Origin of the sequence: Bradyrhizobium sp. 6(2017) (assembly GCF_011058295.2) — a bacterium.
Classification (GTDB): Bacteria; Pseudomonadota; Alphaproteobacteria; order Rhizobiales; family Xanthobacteraceae; genus Bradyrhizobium; species Bradyrhizobium septentrionale.
The window spans coordinates 6,644,503-6,660,865 of record NZ_CP049289.2 but is presented as its reverse complement, the minus strand read 5'-3'; the positions used below and the strand labels follow the sequence as shown (position 1 = coordinate 6,660,865).

14 protein-coding genes are annotated in these 16,363 nt (G+C 64.7%); 6 read left to right on the top strand and 8 right to left on the bottom strand.

What is annotated here, in order from left to right:
• Positions 1-11: 11 nt before the first annotated feature.
• Together ahcY and G6P99_RS31520 are read left to right on the top strand one after the other, a co-directional pair.
• A complete protein-coding gene (ahcY, locus tag G6P99_RS31525) occupies positions 12-1,439 on the top strand; it encodes an adenosylhomocysteinase (protein WP_029085299.1) in 1,428 nt (475 codons plus the stop codon).
• Positions 1,440-1,643: 204 nt separating this feature from the next.
• A complete protein-coding gene (locus G6P99_RS31520; protein ID WP_165124582.1) occupies positions 1,644-1,796 on the top strand; it encodes a hypothetical protein in 153 nt (50 codons plus the stop codon).
• A 1,110-nt stretch (positions 1,797-2,906) separates the two neighbouring features.
• Here the strand turns inward: G6P99_RS31520 and G6P99_RS31515 are convergent.
• From G6P99_RS31515 to G6P99_RS31505, 3 genes are all read right to left on the bottom strand, one after another.
• Positions 2,907-3,701, bottom strand: coding sequence for an IclR family transcriptional regulator (locus G6P99_RS31515; RefSeq protein ID WP_029085300.1), 795 nt, complete (start codon positions 3,699-3,701; stop codon positions 2,907-2,909).
• A gap of 204 nt (positions 3,702-3,905) precedes the next feature.
• Positions 3,906-5,624: an FAD-dependent oxidoreductase gene (locus G6P99_RS31510; RefSeq protein ID WP_205751522.1), complete on the bottom strand. Its 1,719-nt coding sequence runs from the start codon at positions 5,622-5,624 to the stop codon at positions 3,906-3,908.
• 10 nt (positions 5,625-5,634) lie between these two features.
• The gene (locus tag G6P99_RS31505; protein WP_371261270.1) at positions 5,635-6,837 is read right to left on the bottom strand and encodes an ABC transporter substrate-binding protein; all 1,203 of its coding nucleotides are present in this window, start codon (positions 6,835-6,837) and stop codon (positions 5,635-5,637) included.
• A 347-nt stretch (positions 6,838-7,184) separates the two neighbouring features.
• Here G6P99_RS31505 and G6P99_RS31500 point away from each other — a divergent pair, with 347 nt between their 5' ends.
• Positions 7,185-8,114 (top strand): aspartyl/asparaginyl beta-hydroxylase domain-containing protein, encoded by a 930-nt coding sequence (locus G6P99_RS31500; RefSeq protein WP_029085304.1) that lies wholly within the window; start codon positions 7,185-7,187, stop codon positions 8,112-8,114.
• Positions 8,115-8,254: 140 nt separating this feature from the next.
• Here the strand turns inward: G6P99_RS31500 and G6P99_RS31495 are convergent, their stop codons facing one another.
• Positions 8,255-8,410 (bottom strand): hypothetical protein, encoded by a 156-nt coding sequence (locus tag G6P99_RS31495; protein WP_165124580.1) that lies wholly within the window; start codon positions 8,408-8,410, stop codon positions 8,255-8,257.
• A gap of 449 nt (positions 8,411-8,859) precedes the next feature.
• On the opposite strand from G6P99_RS31495, the gene G6P99_RS31490 reads away from it, so the two are divergent.
• Complete coding sequence (locus G6P99_RS31490) at positions 8,860-10,551, top strand: NAD-dependent malic enzyme (protein ID WP_165124577.1); 1,692 nt, start codon at positions 8,860-8,862, stop codon at positions 10,549-10,551.
• A gap of 36 nt (positions 10,552-10,587) precedes the next feature.
• Here G6P99_RS31490 and G6P99_RS31485 read toward each other — a convergent pair whose 3' ends face one another.
• Entirely contained in the window at positions 10,588-10,845 is a 258-nt protein-coding gene (locus G6P99_RS31485; RefSeq protein WP_063619013.1) for a hypothetical protein, read from the bottom strand.
• Between the two features lie 206 nt (positions 10,846-11,051).
• Here G6P99_RS31485 and G6P99_RS31480 point away from each other — a divergent pair, with 206 nt between their 5' ends.
• Positions 11,052-11,273 carry a hypothetical protein gene (locus G6P99_RS31480; RefSeq protein ID WP_029085307.1) on the top strand — a complete coding sequence of 74 codons (222 nt, stop codon included), beginning with the start codon at positions 11,052-11,054 and terminating at the stop codon, positions 11,271-11,273.
• Positions 11,274-11,339: 66 nt separating this feature from the next.
• On the opposite strand, the gene G6P99_RS31475 is transcribed toward G6P99_RS31480, so the two are convergent.
• Entirely contained in the window at positions 11,340-12,041 is a 702-nt protein-coding gene (locus G6P99_RS31475) for a fumarylacetoacetate hydrolase family protein (protein ID WP_029085308.1), read from the bottom strand.
• 165 nt (positions 12,042-12,206) lie between these two features.
• Here G6P99_RS31475 and G6P99_RS31470 point away from each other — a divergent pair, with 165 nt between their 5' ends.
• A complete protein-coding gene (locus G6P99_RS31470; protein WP_165124574.1) occupies positions 12,207-13,385 on the top strand; it encodes a dipeptidase in 1,179 nt (392 codons plus the stop codon).
• Positions 13,386-13,411: 26 nt separating this feature from the next.
• Here the strand turns inward: G6P99_RS31470 and G6P99_RS31465 are convergent, their stop codons facing one another.
• Together G6P99_RS31465 and galE are read right to left on the bottom strand one after the other, a co-directional pair.
• On the bottom strand, positions 13,412-15,223 hold the full coding sequence (locus G6P99_RS31465; protein ID WP_029085310.1) for an ABC transporter ATP-binding protein: 1,812 nt from the start codon (positions 15,221-15,223) through the stop codon (positions 13,412-13,414).
• Positions 15,224-15,331: 108 nt separating this feature from the next.
• Positions 15,332-16,345 (bottom strand): UDP-glucose 4-epimerase GalE, encoded by a 1,014-nt coding sequence (gene galE / locus G6P99_RS31460; RefSeq protein ID WP_165124571.1) that lies wholly within the window; start codon positions 16,343-16,345, stop codon positions 15,332-15,334.
• Positions 16,346-16,363 lie beyond the last annotated feature (18 nt).

Here is a 16,363-nt window from a genome sequence, read left to right as displayed (position 1 = left end):
AGGACGCTCTCATGAACGCCCCCACGAAGCCCGGCTTCACCGACTATATCGTCAAGGAAATTTCGCTCGCCGAGTTCGGCCGCAAGGAGATCTCGCTGGCCGAGACCGAGATGCCCGGCCTGATCGCGACCCGCGAGGAGTACGGCCCCAAGCAGCCGCTGAAGGGCGCACGCATCGCCGGCTCGCTGCACATGACGATCCAGACCGCGGTCCTGATCGAGACGCTGGCCGTGCTCGGCGCCGACATCCGCTGGGTCTCCTGCAATATCTACTCGACGCAGGATCACGCCGCGGCCGCGATCGCCGCGGCCGGCATTCCGGTGTTCGCGGTCAAGGGCGAGACGCTGACCGAATACTGGGACTACACCGCAAAGCTGTTCGACTGGCACGGCGGCGGCACGCCCAACATGATCCTCGATGACGGCGGCGATGCCACCATGCTGGTGCATCACGGCCTGCGCGCCGAGCAGGGCGACGTCGCGTTCCTCGACAAGCCTGGTTCCGAGGAAGAAGAAGTCTTCTTCGCGCTGATCAAGCGCCTGCTGAAGGAGAAGCCGAAGGGCTGGTTCGCCGAGATCGCCAAGAACATCCAGGGCGTCTCGGAAGAGACCACCACGGGCGTGCACCGTCTGTACGAGATGGAGAAGGCGGGCAAGCTGCTGTTCCCCGCGATCAACGTCAACGACAGCGTCACCAAGTCGAAGTTCGACAACCTCTATGGCTGCCGTGAATCGCTGGTCGACGGCATCCGCCGCGGCACCGACGTGATGATGTCGGGCAAGGTCGCAATGGTCGCGGGCTTCGGCGACGTCGGCAAGGGCTCGGCGGCTTCGCTGCGCCAGGCCGGCTGCCGCGTCATGGTCTCCGAGGTCGATCCGATCTGCGCATTGCAGGCGACGATGGAAGGCTACGAGGTCGTGACGATGGAAGAGGCCGCGCCGCGCGCCGACATCTTCGTGACCGCGACCGGCAACAAGGACATCATCACCATCGAGCACATGCGCGCGATGAAGGATCGCGCCATCGTCTGCAACATCGGCCACTTCGACAACGAGATCCAGATCGCAGGTCTGCGTAATCTGAAGTGGAACAACATCAAGCCGCAGGTCGACGAGATCGAATTCCCCGACAAGCACCGCATCATCCTGCTTTCCGAGGGACGTCTGGTTAACCTCGGCAACGCAATGGGCCACCCGTCCTTCGTGATGTCGGCGTCGTTCACCAACCAGACGCTGGCGCAGATCGAGCTGTTCGCCAACAACAAGGGCGGCAAGTACGAGAAGAAGGTCTACGTGCTGCCGAAGACGCTGGACGAGAAGGTGGCCCGCCTGCACCTCGCCAAGGTCGGTGCCAAGCTGACCGAACTGCGCAAGGACCAGGCCGACTATATCGGCGTCAAGCAGGAAGGCCCGTTCAAGTCGGATCACTACCGCTACTGATCTGCGGTCGTCACAGTCGATCACGTGAAGAGCCCCGGCATCGTCCGGGGCTTTTTGCTGCGGTGGTTGGACAGGCCGTCGCATGCGTTGTTTCGCGTATACGCGAGGGGGCCGGAATCGGCGATTGTGGGCAGAGGTTAATGCCGGATTAACCGGCAGCGCCTAGGCTTCCGGGTTCGAGGCTGCAGCGGAGGATTTGTTCCCATGGAAGCCCAGAAGATTGCGGTCGACGCCGTGGTCGCGCTGACCGATTGCGATCGCGACACCGTCATTGCCTTCATTCGCAAGCTCTATCTCGCCGGCGTCCGCGACCCAAAGCGGCTGACCTTCAAGAGCCTGCAGGCGCTGCGCGCCTGATTGTTTCGATTCACATTTCAAACAGCAGAGCACTCGGTGTCATCACCCGCGCATGCGGGTGATCCAGTATTCCAGAGACGCCGGTGCTTGAGCCGAGAGGCCGCGGCGTACTGGATCGCCCGGTCAAGCCGGGCGATGACAGTTGAAGATGAGGACGCAGCTTCGCGTTCTCGCGCCACAATCTCAGTGTCGTCCCGGCGAAAGCCGGGACCGTAACCACTGGATTGAGTTGTCGAAGCATGCTGTGGCCGCAGCGTTGTAAGCCAATTGGCATTTGTGGTTATGGGTCCCGAGGTCGCGCTTCGCTTGCCCGGGACGACACCGAGTGTGTTGCGCGGCTTGCGAGTCACACATTCGCATTCTCGCGACATGAATTGCCCGAGCTTTGCTCTTCGTTTCGCCCTCTCTCTTGCAGAGGGCGCAGGGAAAGCCGGGTGCCGATCGCACCCATGGGCCCCGAGCAAAAGGTAGAAAGCTCGGGGGTAGGACCACAGGTGTAACCGGAGCAATCCGGCTTTCCCTGCGCGATGGGTTACGGCTTACTTCGTGCTCTCCCCGGCGAGACTTGGCTTGTTTGTCACCGCCTTCGCAAAACGCCTTCGCGTCTTGCGACGAGACACCTGCCGCCAGGGCGTCAGGACCACACGACTTCACCGTCCGCTTCGCGTGCTCTCGTCAGTTCCACGCTCGGCGTCCACCGCATCCCACGCCGCGTTCGTGACGACCGCGAAGCGCCCCTCGATCGGGTGAGACGGGCGAAACATACACTGAGTTGAGTGTTCTGATAAATAGAAATATTTTTGCTGCGGGGGCTTGCGCCGTCAGGCAACTCAGTGATTGGCGTGTGAGGGACGCACCGGCGGAAGGGTTCCCTCTCCCCTTGCGGGAGAGGGTTAGGGAGAGGGGTGCCACACGGCGCGCTGTCTCCGTATCGTTGCGGCGACAAGCAAACGATTTTGCGAGAGTGATGTCATCATCAATTATCTCGCCCCGGGGCCACCCCTCTCCCCAACCCTCCCCCGCAAGGGGGGAGGGAGCCTGACCAGCGTGCTCACCATTTCTCGGGTACGCAATTGCGTACCTGGGGATGACGTCGGAAAAGGCCCAGCGTCACTCCGATGCCCGCACCGAACCGTGCCCGAGCTGCCGCGAGATGTCGCCTGCACAATCGCGCAGCGCGGCTGCGATGGCGCTGTCCCAGCTCGCGTCGAAGGTGCCCTCCGGACCCATCGCCGTGATCACCAGCGCGACGTGGCCGGCGTGATCGAACACCGGCGCGGCGAAGGCGTTGACGCCGGGCAGGGGATCGCCGATTGCGCGCGCGAGCCCGCGGCTTTGCACCTCGGCAAGCATCTCCGTGGTCTTGGCGCTGATGGTCTCGCGTTTCGGATTGTAGCCGACGCCGAGGCGATCGAGCCCGCTCTCGAGCGCCGTCTTGACGGCGTTCGGCGGCATGAAGGCGGCGAAGGCGCGGCCGGTCGCGGTCTCCAGCAGCGCCACCACCGACCCGACGCGCATCGCGATGTGCACAGGGTGGCTCGGCTCCTCGAGCCGCACCACAGTCGCGCCGTGGGTGCCCCAGACCGACAGCGACACCGCGTGATTGATGCTGTTGGCGAGCGCGGCGATCCGCGGCGTCGCGATCCGCACGGCGGAGAGCCGGCGCAGGCTGATCAGGCCGAGCTCGAGCGCCAGCGCCCCGATCTCGTAACGGCCGGTGGTCTCGTCCTGCTCGATCAGGCCGATGCGAGAGAAACTCACCAGATAGGGATGCGCCTTGGCCGGCGGCATGCCGGCCTCGCGCGCGAGATCGCGCAGCATCATCGGTTCGCCGCTGCGGGCGAGCGCGCGGAGCAATTCCCCGCCGACCTCGATCGACTGTATGCCGCGGCTTTCTTTCGTCATGTGGCCCTGTTCGCGTTCCGGATTTGCACCTAGCAAGAAACCACGCCGTCCGCGAGACGTCGATGAGTCCTTGTGCATCACATTCGTCCCCACCCCGTCATCCTGAGGAGCCGCGAAGCGGCGTCTCGAAGGATGAACTGCCCGGCTAGTGGCCGTCGATCCTTCGAGACGCGCGCAAGAGCGCGCTCCTCAGGATGACGGGACTCACAGCGTGCTCCTTTCCTGAGTTGCGCCGGCGATGTGCTTGCCCGCGATGTAGCCGAAGGTCAGCGCGGGCCCAAGCGTGATGCCGGCGCCGGGATAGTTGCCGCCCATGATGCTCGCCATGTCGTTGCCGGCGGCATAGAGACCCGCAATCGGTTGGCCGTCGGCGTCGAGCGCGCGGGCATTGGCGTCGGTCCGGATACCGGCATAGGTGCCGAGATCGCCGATCACCATCTTGATGGCGTAGAACGGCCCCTGCTGGATCGGCGCGATGCAGGGATTGGGTCCGTGCAGCGCGTCGCCCTGGTAGCGGTTATAGGCGCGCGAGCCCTTGCCGAAGGCGGGATCGCGTCCCTCGGCGGCGGTTGTGTTGAAAGCCGCGACGGTTGCCTCAAGCGCTTTTGCCTCGATGCCGGCCTGCGCGGCAAGCTCCGACAGCGTCGCGCCGCGCTTGAGATAGCCGGTCTTCAGATGATGGCCTGTTGGCATCGGGCGCGGCGGCACGCAGCCGAGGCCGTATTTGCGCAAGGTCGCGTGATCGCAGAGCAAGAAGGCGGCGATCTCCTCGCCGGGCTTCGCCGCCTTGATCATCTCCTGCACGAAGTCGTGGTAGGAATTGCCTTCATTGGCAAAGCGCCGGCCGTCGCGCATCACCGCGATCACGCCGGGCTTGGCGCGATCGATAAAGTGCGGCATCACACCCTTTGAGCCGTCCTTGCGCGTCGTGACCGAGACCGGCACCCAGGCCGCGGCGTTCGGCAGCGAATCCTCGACGCAGCCGCCGGCGGATTCTGCGAGACGCAAGCCGTCACCGGTGTTGCCTGTTGGTCCCGGCGAGTAATGCTCTTTTCCGGTCGGCGCATGCGGAAACATCTTCTGCCGCCGCGCGACGTCATGGGGGAAGCCGCCGCAGGCGAGCACCACGCCGCGCTTCGCATTGACGCGGATGGTGCGGCCCTCGCGCACCACGATCGCGCCGCGCACCACGCCGTTCTCGACGATCAATTCGCGCACCGGTGAATTAAGCCAGAGCGGGATCTTGAGGTCGAACGCGGATTTCGCCAGCCGGCCGGCCAGCGCATTGCCGTTGGTCAGCGTCATGCCGCGGCCGTTGCGCATCACGTCGATGGCGTGTTTCGACAGCCGCTTCGCGACATAGGCCGCCGAGGTCAGCGACCGCGTCGCGCGCATGAAATGCACGATCTCCTTGCCGGAGCCGAGCATCATGCCGAACACGGTGAGCTCGGGCAGGGGGCTACCGAGATCCTTGAGGGCGCCGCCGAGCTCGTGGCCGTTGAACGGCCGCGTCACCATCGAGCGGCCGCCCTGCGCGCCGCCGGGCGCTTCCGCATGATAGTCCGGGAAGGTCAGCGGCATGTCGAAGCGCACAGCCGTGCTGGTGGTGAAGAAGTCGACCGCCTTCGGCCCTTCGGTCAGGAACGCATCGACGCGCGCGGCGTCAAAGCTGTTGCCGGCCTCATGACGCAGATAGGTCCTGGCCTGGTCGGGGCTCTCCGCGATGCCCCAGGCCTTCGCCAGCGAGGTGCCGGGAATCCACAGCCAGCCGCCGGAGCGCGCGGTGGTGCCGCCGAAGCGCGGCTCCTTCTCGACGACAAGGACCTTCAGGCCGTGATGGCCCGCTGTGACCGCCGCCGACAGCCCGGCGCAGCCGGAGCCGACGACCAGTGCGTCGCATTCATACGTTTCTTCGTTGGCCACGCGATCGATCCTATTTCTTGAGCAGCGGGCACTTCGACTCGGAGACCGGACGATAGGCGTCCTCGCCCTTCACCGTCTTGATGATGTCGAGATAGTCCCACGGCTCCTTGGATTCCGAGGGCTTCTTCACCTTCGCCAGATACATGTCGCGGATGACGCGGCCGTCCTCGCGCAACTTGCCGCCATGCACGAAGGTGTCCTCGATCGGCAGCTCGCGCATCTTGGCCATCACCGCTTTCGGGTCGTCGGTGCCGGCGGCCTGGATCGCCTTGAGATAATGCAGCACCGAGCCGTAGACGCCGGTCTGAATCATGGTCGGCATCACGTTGGTGCGGGCGAAGAATTTCTTCGACCAGGCGCGGGTCTTCTCGTCCATGTTCCAGTACGACGCCGTCGTCATGTAGGTGCCCTGCGCGGCGTTGAGCCCGATCGCATGCACGTCGGTGTCGAACATCAGGAGGCCGACCAGCTTCTGGCCGCCCTGCACGAGGCCAAACTCGCCGGACTGCTTGATCGAATTGTCGGTGTCCTGGCCGGCATTGGCGAACGCCACCACGTCGGCCTTCGAGCTCTGCGCCTGCAGCGCAAAGGAGGAGAAGTCGGCGGTGTTGGTTGGATGGCGCACGCTGCCGAGCACCTTGCCGCCCATCTCGTTGATGAAGCGGGTCGCGTCCTTCTCGAGCTGCTGGCCGAAGGCATAGTCCGCGGTGATGAAGTACCAGGACTTGCCGCCCTCCGCGATCACCGCCGAGGCCGTCACTTTCGATAGCGCGTAGGTGTCGTAGGTGAAGTGCACGGTGTTGGGGCTGCACAATTCATCCGTCAGCGAGCTCGCGCCGGGGCCGGACAAGAGCGCGATCTTGTTGCGCTCGCGCACCATGTTGTGCACGGCGATCGCAATGCCGGAATTCGGGATATCGACGACGGCGTCGACCTTGCCGTTGTCGAACCAGCCGCGCACGACCTGCACGCCGACGTCGGTCTTCATCTGGTGGTCGGCCGAGATGATCTCGATCGGCTTGCCGAGCACGGTGGGGCCGAACTCCTCCACCGCCATTTTGGCCGCCTCGACCGAGCCCGGGCCGGAGTTGTCGCGTCCCCAGCTCGACAGGTCGGTCAGCACCCCGATGCGCACGACGTCGTCGGAAACCTGGGCATGAGTGACGGATGTCATTGCCGCGAGAATGGCTGCCGCCAGAACGTGTCTCATCATTCCTCCCTATGGATGTCCGCGCTCTTCTGGCGGGTCATCGCAAGATTAGTAATTATCTAATCATTTTGTCAATGGCGAATAATGAGTGTGTGATTGTTGCCACACGGTTGCTCCTTCGAATGAGGCGGCGCTTCACATTCGGTGAGCGTACGCTTAGATGGCTCATCCGGGACGGCACCGCGGCAGGGCTTCTGGCCCACGCCGCAGTGCCAAGTCAGGATGAAACAAGGGAGTTTTCGCGGACGGCGTTGCGCTTCGCCGCCCGGGGCTAAGCCGCCCATCAAGGGTCTAGGCTGCTACGGGGCGGTGCATGGAGAGCATCGGCGCGCTGCGATCATAGACGGATCATGTTGAGACAGCTCTTCGCGCCGCAGCTCGTCATTCTCTACGTGCTGGTGGCCTCTACGCTCTACGTTCACTTCCGCGGCAAGCAGCGGTTGCGGTTCGCCCGCCAGCTCGGCGACCACTCGACCTACCTCGCGCCCTACAATGTGCTGATGTATGCGGGCTCGGCGGTAGCAAACACGCCGGTGATCCCGGTCGAACAGTTTCCCGAGCTGAAGAAGCTCTCCGACAATTGGGAGACCATCCGCGACGAGGCGACCCGCCTGTTCGACGAGGGCTTCATCTGCGCCGCCGCCAAGAACAACGACTGGGGCTTCTATTCCTTCTTCAAGAGCGGCTGGAAGCGCTTCTATCTGAAATGGTACGACGACTTCCTGCCGTCGGCGCGCACGCTGTGCCCGAAGACGGTGGAGCTGCTGAACTCGATCCCGAATGTGCACGGCGCGATGTTCGCGATGCTGCCGCCCGGCGGCAAGCTCGGGGCGCATCGCGATCCCTTCGCCGGCTCGCTGCGCTATCACCTCGGCCTGGTGACGCCGAACTCGAATGAGTGCCGCATCCTGGTCGACGGCGTCGAATGCGTCTGGCGCGACGGCGAGGCCTTCATGTTCGACGAAACCTTCATCCACAGCGCCGAGAACAAGACCGACGTCAACCGCATCATCCTGTTCTGCGACGTCGAGCGCCCGATGAAGTACGGCTTCATGACCAGGATGAACCGCTGGGTCAGCCACAACATCGTCAAGGCGTCGGCCACCCAGAACGTCGACGGCGAGTATGTCGGCGCGCTGAACAAGGTGTTCGGCAAGCTCTACGAGCTCCATCTCGCCAGCCGCAAGGTCAAGGAGTGGAATCGGAACGTGTACTACACGCTGAAGTATTCCGTGACCGCGCTGATCCTCGGCCTGATCGTGGTGTCGGCGCTGCGGTGATTGCCGAAGGCGTAATCCGCCGCGTCGTGCGGAAGCATGGCGGATTACGCTGCGCTGATCCGCCCTTCAAAATGCAAAAGCCCGGAGCGCGCTCCGGGGCTTTTCTCGGGGGCGTGAGCTTTGGGACGTCGCAGCCAAAATCAGTCGCGTTCGAAGACCTTGGCGCCGGGGTAGACCCGCCGGGCATACGCGACGACCGACTCCCGGTCCTGAGTCTCCAGGAACGGAGTTCGGATCTTGCACGACCCGACGATGAGGTGCCACAGGCCATTAAGCTTCTGAATGTTGACGATCATTTCAGTGTTCCTCGAAGTACCCGCATGCGTGACAGTCTTGCGATTCACGCCTCGGAGCAGTGATCCTGATCACAGATTCGGGAACACAACGCGCCCGCTGTAGAACGAGGATTGCTATTGTTAGTCGCGCCTCCCGAGAGAGAAGTTCTTAGCTATTTGCGCATCCGTTGCAGTACCCTGGAGCATAAGAATCTCTCTCCGTCGCTCAATTGTACGAGCGTCAGCACAGGTCATGACAAGGAATGGGGAAGTTATACCAACGTATGTTGATCTCGGTCCGCTTGAGTAGCCGGAATGCGTTGCCGGAGACCGGATGACCGCTCGTCGCCCCTTGTCATCGCCCCTTGGCCAGCATTCCGCCTTGCGTAGCACGACGCCCTTCGCTCTCCGATTCGTTGCACTGAAGTGATACAGTCGCATCAGGCATCCGCATTGAGGGAACCCTTGTCATGTCCGAGACGTCAGGAGCTTTCGCGACCACTGCGCTGAGCGGCTATGAACTGCTCGCCGATCCGCAGCTGAACAAGGGCACGGCGTTCTCCGAGGCCGAGCGCGAGGCGTTCGACCTGCATGGCCTGCTGCCGCCCAATGTTGCGACATTGGACGAACAGGTCTCGCGCCGGCTGCAGGCGCTGCGCGGCTTCGAGAACGATCTCGAGCGCTACGCTTTCCTGCGCGAATTGCAGGACACCAACGAGACGCTGTTCTATGCGCTGCTGGTCGAGAACCTCGAAGAGCTGCTGCCGATCGTCTACACGCCGACCGTCGGCGCCGGCTGTCAGCAGTTCAGCCGGCTGTTCCGCAAGCCGCGCGGGCTGTTCCTCTCGATCCCGCACAAGCACCGCATCGACCGCATCCTGGCGCAGCCGCGCTTCGATCATGTCGAGGCGATCGTGGTGACCGACGGCGAGCGCATCCTCGGGCTCGGCGACCAGGGCGCCGGCGGCATGGGTATCCCGATCGGCAAGCTCTCGCTCTACACCGGCTGCGGCGGGCTGCATCCGGCTACGACGCTGCCGATCTTGCTCGACGTCGGCACCGACAATCCCGACTGCCTGGCCGATCCGCTCTATATCGGCTGGCGCAACGAGCGCGTCCGCGGCCAGGAGTATGACGACTTCATCGAGGCCTTCGTCTCTGCGGTGACCAAGCGCTGGCCGCGCGTTCTGTTGCAGTGGGAAGATTTTGCCAAGAACAACGCGACGCGCATGCTCGAGCGCTATCGCGACCGGCTCCTCACCTTCAACGACGACATCCAGGGCACCGCGGCGGTGGCGACCGGCGCCTTGCTCTCCGCGATCAACGTCACCGGCGTGCCGCTGACCGAGCAGCGCGTCGCCGTGCTCGGCGCGGGCTCGGCCGGTTGCGGCATCGCCAGCCTGATCCGCGCCGCGATGGTCGACGCCGGCCTGTCGGAGAGCGAGGCGGCGAAGCGCTTCTTCATGGTCGACCGCGACGGGCTATTGCTCGAGGGCATGAGCGGGCTCGCGCCGTTCCAGCTTCCCTTCGTCCAGGACAAGCAGGCGATCGCCGGCTGGAAGCTCAGCCATCCCGACAAGATCGCGCTGCTCGACGTCGTCCGCAACGCCAGGCCGACCGTGCTGATCGGCGTGTCCGGTCAGGCCGGCGCGTTCTCCGAGCCGATCGTCCGCGCGATGGCCGAGTGCAACGCGCGTCCGGTGATCTTCCCGCTGTCCAACCCGACCTCGCGCGAGGAAGCGACGCCGGTCGATATCGAGGCGTGGACCGAGGGGCGGGCGCTGATCGGTGTCGGCAGCCCGTTCCCGCCGATCACCCGCGACGGCGCCCGCTTCAAGGTCGACCAGACCAACAACTCCTACATCTTCCCCGGCGTCGGCGTCGGCGCGCTCGCAGTCGGCGCTGTCAGGGTCAGTGACGGCATGTTCATGGCCGCGGCGAAGGCGCTGGCCAGCGTCTCGCCGGCCCGCAACAACCCGAAGCACAATCTGCTGCCGCCGGTCAGCGCGCTGCGTGACGTGTCGCTGACGGTTGCGCTCGCGGTGGCGCTGCAGGCGCACAAGGAAAGGCTCGCCAAGGACATTCCGATCGACCAGGTCGAGGCGCGCATCCACGCCAAGGTCTGGACCCCGCGCTACGTGCCGTATCGCCGCACGCCCTGATCGCGAACGGCGGTCGCGTTCCGCGGCGTCGGTGTGCTAGCAGCCGCGGCAAATGCCCTTGATCTTGCGGTCGACGATTGCGTCCTCCTGATCGAGGGTTTGCAGCGACGCCGATGTCGCGGCGGGAATGTCGGCGGCGCGCGGCTGGCGATGGCCGACCGGCGCCGACCATGGCCTGGTCGCGGTTTCGTTCGATGCGTATGCGCCGGGTGCCTCGACCGTCGCAGCGAAGGAAGCGGTCGCCATGGCTGCGGAGAGAATTGCAGCGAGGCCAAGTTGCCGGAAGTCGATCATGAAAACCTCCATACAGTCATCGCCGCGTTGCGCGCGGCTCTGATAGACGGAGGCGTTTTGTCATTCCGATATTCCTCGCTCCGCCGAACGTGATGACGCGCTCGCGGTTCGGTGATCGGGCCGGAGGAAATATTCTTCGAACTGTCACGGTCATTGGTCACAGGAGCCGAACTTGGTCGGCTTCATCCATCGTGCGGAGAAACCCAATGACCAAATTGACCATCGCGACGCTTGCGTTGATTGCGGCAGCTGCGTTCTCGGCTCAGGCGTTCGCCGCCGGCAACAATGCTGCGATGCGGCGCGCCCATGCTCAGGCGACGACAACGGTCGGCAGCAAGTCCACCGATTGCGTGCGCGCGCCGAATGTCGGATCGTTCGCAACCGCGCCCTTCACCGAGCCGCCCTGCATGCCCGGCACGATGCGCTGAGCGCGCCCAGCAAAAAGCCCCGGACCGCGAGGTCCGGGGCTTTGCATCATCTCTTGTGCGGTCTGCCTATTCCGGCTTGCCGATCGACACCTTGAGCGTGCCGACGCCGTCGACACCGCATTCGAGCTTGTCGCCGGGCTGTAGCTGCGAGACGCCGGCCGGCGTGCCGGTCATGATGATGTCGCCGGCAGCGAGCTTCACTTGCTGCGAGAGCTGCCAGATGATCTCCGGCACGTTCCAGATCAGCTCGGTGAGGTCGCCCTTCTGCGCTTCCTTGCCGTTGACGGTGAGCCAGATCTTGCCTGCGGTCGGGTGGCCGATCTTCGCGGCCGGCTGGATCGCGGAGCAGGGCGCGGAATAGTCGAACGACTTGCCGATCTCCCAGGGCCGCTCCTTCTTGCGCGAGGCGATCTGCAGGTCGCGGCGGGTCAGGTCGATGCCGACTGCGTAGCCGTAGACATGCTCGAGCGCCTTGTCGGCGGGAATGTTCAGCCCGCCGCTCTTCATCGCCACCACCAGCTCGACCTCGTGATGCAGGTCCTTGGTCAGCGGCGGATAGGGGATCGTCGCGCCATCGGGCACCAGCATGTCGGCATGCTTGCCGAAGAAGAACGGCGGCGCACGCTCGTCATTGCCCATCTCCCTGATATGCTCGAGATAGTTGCGGCCGACGCACCAGATGCGGCGGACCGGATAGGTGCCGGATTCGCCGACGACGGGAAGCGAGGGCTGCGGGGGAAGCGGAATGACGGTGGAGGCGGCGTTCATGAACGGGTCCCGGAGGGTTGAAGGAGGGAGCGCGGGCCGTATTTACGCGGTTACGGCGCTGGGGGCTAGGGGCTGCGGCTGCACCAGGCGCAGATGTGAGGCCAGCTTTCCGCTGAGCGCACCCGCGACGAGCGAGCGCGAGCGGTGAGGCCCAAGGGGATGTTCATGAGGAGATGGCTTTCAATCGGCCTTGCTCTGATCGCTATGGCTCTGGTCGCCGCCGCCGTCCGGTTTTTCACGGTGACCCCGGAACGGATCGACCGCGGACAGAACAAGGTGCAGCGCGTGGCGCTGGAGATCACGCCCGCCGCCCGCGCCTTGCAGGCGACGCTCGACGTCGCCGACATGCACGCGGACAGCCTGCTGTGGAAGCGCGACCTGATCGCGCGATCCGATCGCGGCCACATCGACCTGCCGCGGCTGATCGAGGGGCACTACGCGCTCCAGGTGTTCTCGTCGGTCACCAAGTCGCCGAAGGGCCAGAACTATGACGCCAACGGCGGCGACACCGATACGATCACCAATCTCGCCATCATCGATCTGCAACCGCCGCGGACCTGGTTCTCGCTGCTGCAGCGTTCGCTGTGGCATGCCGAGAAATTGCGGAGCTTCGCCGAGAACTCCGGCGGACGGCTTCGCCTGATCACGACGCCGGCCGACATCGATCGCCTGCTTGCCGACCGCAAGAACGGCGTGACGGCGGTGGGCGGCATGCTGTCGATCGAGGGCCTGCAGAACATCGAGGGCAACATCGGCAATCTCGACGTGCTCTACGCCGCCGGGTTCAGAATGGCCGGTCTCGCCCACTTCTTCGACAACGATGTCGCGGGCTCCATGCACGGCGTGGCCAAGGGCGGACTGACGCCGCTCGGCCGCCAGGTCGTGCAGCGGATGGAGGCGCTCGGAATGGTCGTCGACCTCGCCCATGCCAGCCACGCCGCGGTCGCCGACGTGCTGGCGATGGCGACGCGCCCGGTGGTCTCAAGCCATGGCGGCGTGCAGGCGACCTGCAAGGTCAACCGCAACCTCACAGACGATGAAGTCAGGGCGATCGCGCGGACCGGCGGCGTGATCGGCATCGGCTACTGGCAGGGGGCGGTCTGTTCGCTCGATCCGAAGGATGTCGCGCGGGCGATCGCCCATGTCCGCGGCCTCGTCGGGATCGACCATGTCGGCCTCGGCTCGGATTTCGACGGCTCGACCACCACGGCATTCGATGCGAGTGGGATCGTCGCCGTGACCCAGGCCTTGATGTCGAGCGGATTCTCCGAGGACGACATCCGCAAGGTCATGGGCGGTAATGTTTTGCGCGTGTTGCACGCAGGCCTTGCCGCCAAGGGATGAGAAAGAGATGAGAAGGGATGAGCCGCTTAGCCGGTGGCGCTGATCGGCGCCAGGGCCACCGGGGAGGCGTCCTGACGGTGCTGCAGCCGGAAGAACGAGGCGTAGCGGCCGCCGCGGCGCAGCAGATCGTCATGGCGTCCGCGCTCGACGATCTCGCCGCCCTCGACCACCAGGATCGCATCGGCATGCATGATGGTGTGCAGGCGGTGCGCGATCACGATCGTGGTGCGGCCCTGGCAGAGATGCTCGATCGCTTCCTGCACCTGCTTCTCGGACTCCGAATCGAGCGCGGCGGTGGCCTCGTCGAGCAGGATGATCGGCGCGTTCTTGATCAGCGCGCGGGCGACTGCGATGCGCTGGCGCTGGCCGCCGGAGAGCTGGGTGCCGTGCTCGCCGACCGGCGTGTCATAGCCGAGCGGGAAGCTCATGATGAAGTCGTGCGCGCAGGCGGCCCTGGCGGCGTCGATGATCTCGGCCTCGCTGGCGTCAGGCTTGCCGAAGGCGATGTTGGCGCGGATGGTGTCGCGGAACAGATAGACGTCCTGGCCGACATAGGCGGTCTGCCGGCGCAGCGATCTGCGCGACACCGACGAGATCGACTGTCCGTCGATCAGGATCTCGCCCGCTGGCGTCTCGTAGAAGCGCAGCAGCAGCGCGAGCACCGTCGACTTGCCGCCGCCGGAGGGGCCGACCAGCGCGGTGACCTTGCCGGGCTCGGCCATGAAGCTCATGCGGTTCAGCACCGGCTCGCCGGGGCGATAAGCGAAGCTCACGTCGCGCAGCTCGATCCGCGCGTCGGAGAGTTTCAGCGCCGGCTTGTCGTCGTCGGTCTGCTCGCTTGCCGGGCTGTCGACGACCTCGAGCAGCATCCGCGCGCCGACCAACTGGCTGTTGAGGTCGATGTTGAGCCGCGCCAGCCGCTTGGCCGGCTCGGTCGCCATCAGGAAGGCGGTCAGGAATGTGAAGAACTGGCCCGGCGTGGAACCGAGCGCCACCACGCTATAGCCGCCGTACATCAGGCAGCCGGCGACCGCGAAGCCGCCGAGCATCTCCATCAACGGGTTGGAGCGGTTGGCGACCCGCGCCATCTTGTTGGCGTTGCGCTCGACGATCGCGATGTTCTCGTCGATCCGCTGCTGCATGGTGTCTTCCAGCGTGAACGCCTTCACGGTGCGGATGCCCTGCAGCGATTCCTGCATCGTCTCCATGATGTCGGCGGTGCCGGTGAACTGGTTGTAGGCGAGGCCCTTGATCCGCTTCACCAGCCTGCGCAGCATCAGCATCGCCGGCGGCACCGCCACGAGCCCGATGAACGACATCAGCGGGTCCTGCCAGACCATCACGGCGAGCATGCTGATCAGCATCAGGAAGTCGCGGCCGATCGCATTGACCAGCATGTTGAGCACGTCGGTGATCGACTTGGCGCCGGCGGTCAGCCGCGCCAGGAATTCCGACGAGTGCCGCTGCGAGAAGAAGCCGATGCTCTCGCTCATCAGCTTGGCGAATAATTGCCGCTGGTTCTGCGCCAGGATGGCGTTGCTGATCTTCGTCAGGATCACCATGTGGCCATAGGTCGCCACGCCTTTGATGAACAGCAGCACCACAGTGATCCCGGCGAACATCGCGATGCCGGGAATGTTCTTGTCGACATAGGCCTGGTTGATCACCTGTCCGAGCACGTAGGTGGCGCCCGCCGTCGAGCCCGCCGCAACGGCCATCAGGGCGAACGCCGTCAGATAGCGCCGCCAGTAGGTAATCCCCTGTTCCATGACCAGGCGGCGAATCAGGACCGCCGCGCCGTAGGGATCGTCGGTAATTTTCTTTGGAAACTGAGCCATCCGCGGTCCATTGACGGCGGGCCGTGCCGGCCGTCAGGTTGCGGGACCTCATTGCCCGCTTGGCGGGGCTTTTTCAAGCCCAATAACGGCTTGATAACGGCTTGATTTTTAGGCCGATTCTGCCTGTCGCGCGGGGCCGCCGCGCTCCCGGAACAGCTTCTCCTCCCAGGCCAGCGCATGGGTTGCGATGGTCTCGAGATCATCGTAGCGCGGCGTCCAGTCGAGAGCTGAGCTGATCCTCGTGGTGTCGGCCACCATGGTCATGATGTCGCCGGGCCGGCGTGCGGCATAGGCGACGGCGAAATTGCGCATCGAGACCCGGCGCACCGTCTCGATCGTCTCGAGCACGGAATAGCCGCGGCCATAACCGCAGTTCAACGTCACCGATTGCCCGCCGGCGCGCAGATAGGACAGTGCCGAGCGATGCGCTTCGACGAGGTCGCTCACATGGATGAAGTCGCGCACGCAGCTGCCGTCCGGCGTCGGATAGTCGGTGCCGAACACGTCGATCTTGGCGCGCTGGCCGGTCGCGGCCTCGACCGCGATCTTGAGCAGATGGGTGGCGCCGACGGTGGCGAGGCCGACGCGTCCCTTCGGGTCGGCGCCGGCGACGTTGAAGTAGCGCAGCACGACGTAGCTCATGCCATGGGCAGAGGCGACATCTTGCAGCATGATCTCGGTCATCAGCTTCGAGGAGCCGTAGGGCGACAGCGGACGGGTCGGCGCGATCTCCGGCACCGGCACCTGGTCCGGATTGCCGTAGACGGCCGCGGTCGAGGAGAAGATGAAGCGGTTGACGCCGCCCTTCACCGCGGCATTGAGCAGGCTGCGCGTCGTCATGGTGTTGTTGCGATAGTAGCCGAGCGGATCGCGCATCGAGTCCGGCACCACCACGGAGCCTGCGAAATGGATGATGCTGTCGATGCTGTGCTGTGCGATCACGCCCTCGACGAGGTTCTCGTCGCCGGCATCGCCGATGAACAGCGGCACGCCGTCGGGCAGGAACGCGGAGAAGCCGGTGGAGAGATTGTCGATCACGACGACGCTCTCGCCGGCATCGACCAGTGCATGAACCATGTGACTTCCGATATAGCCGGCGCCGCCGGTCACGAGCACAGTCATGGATAGAGCTCTCCCGAT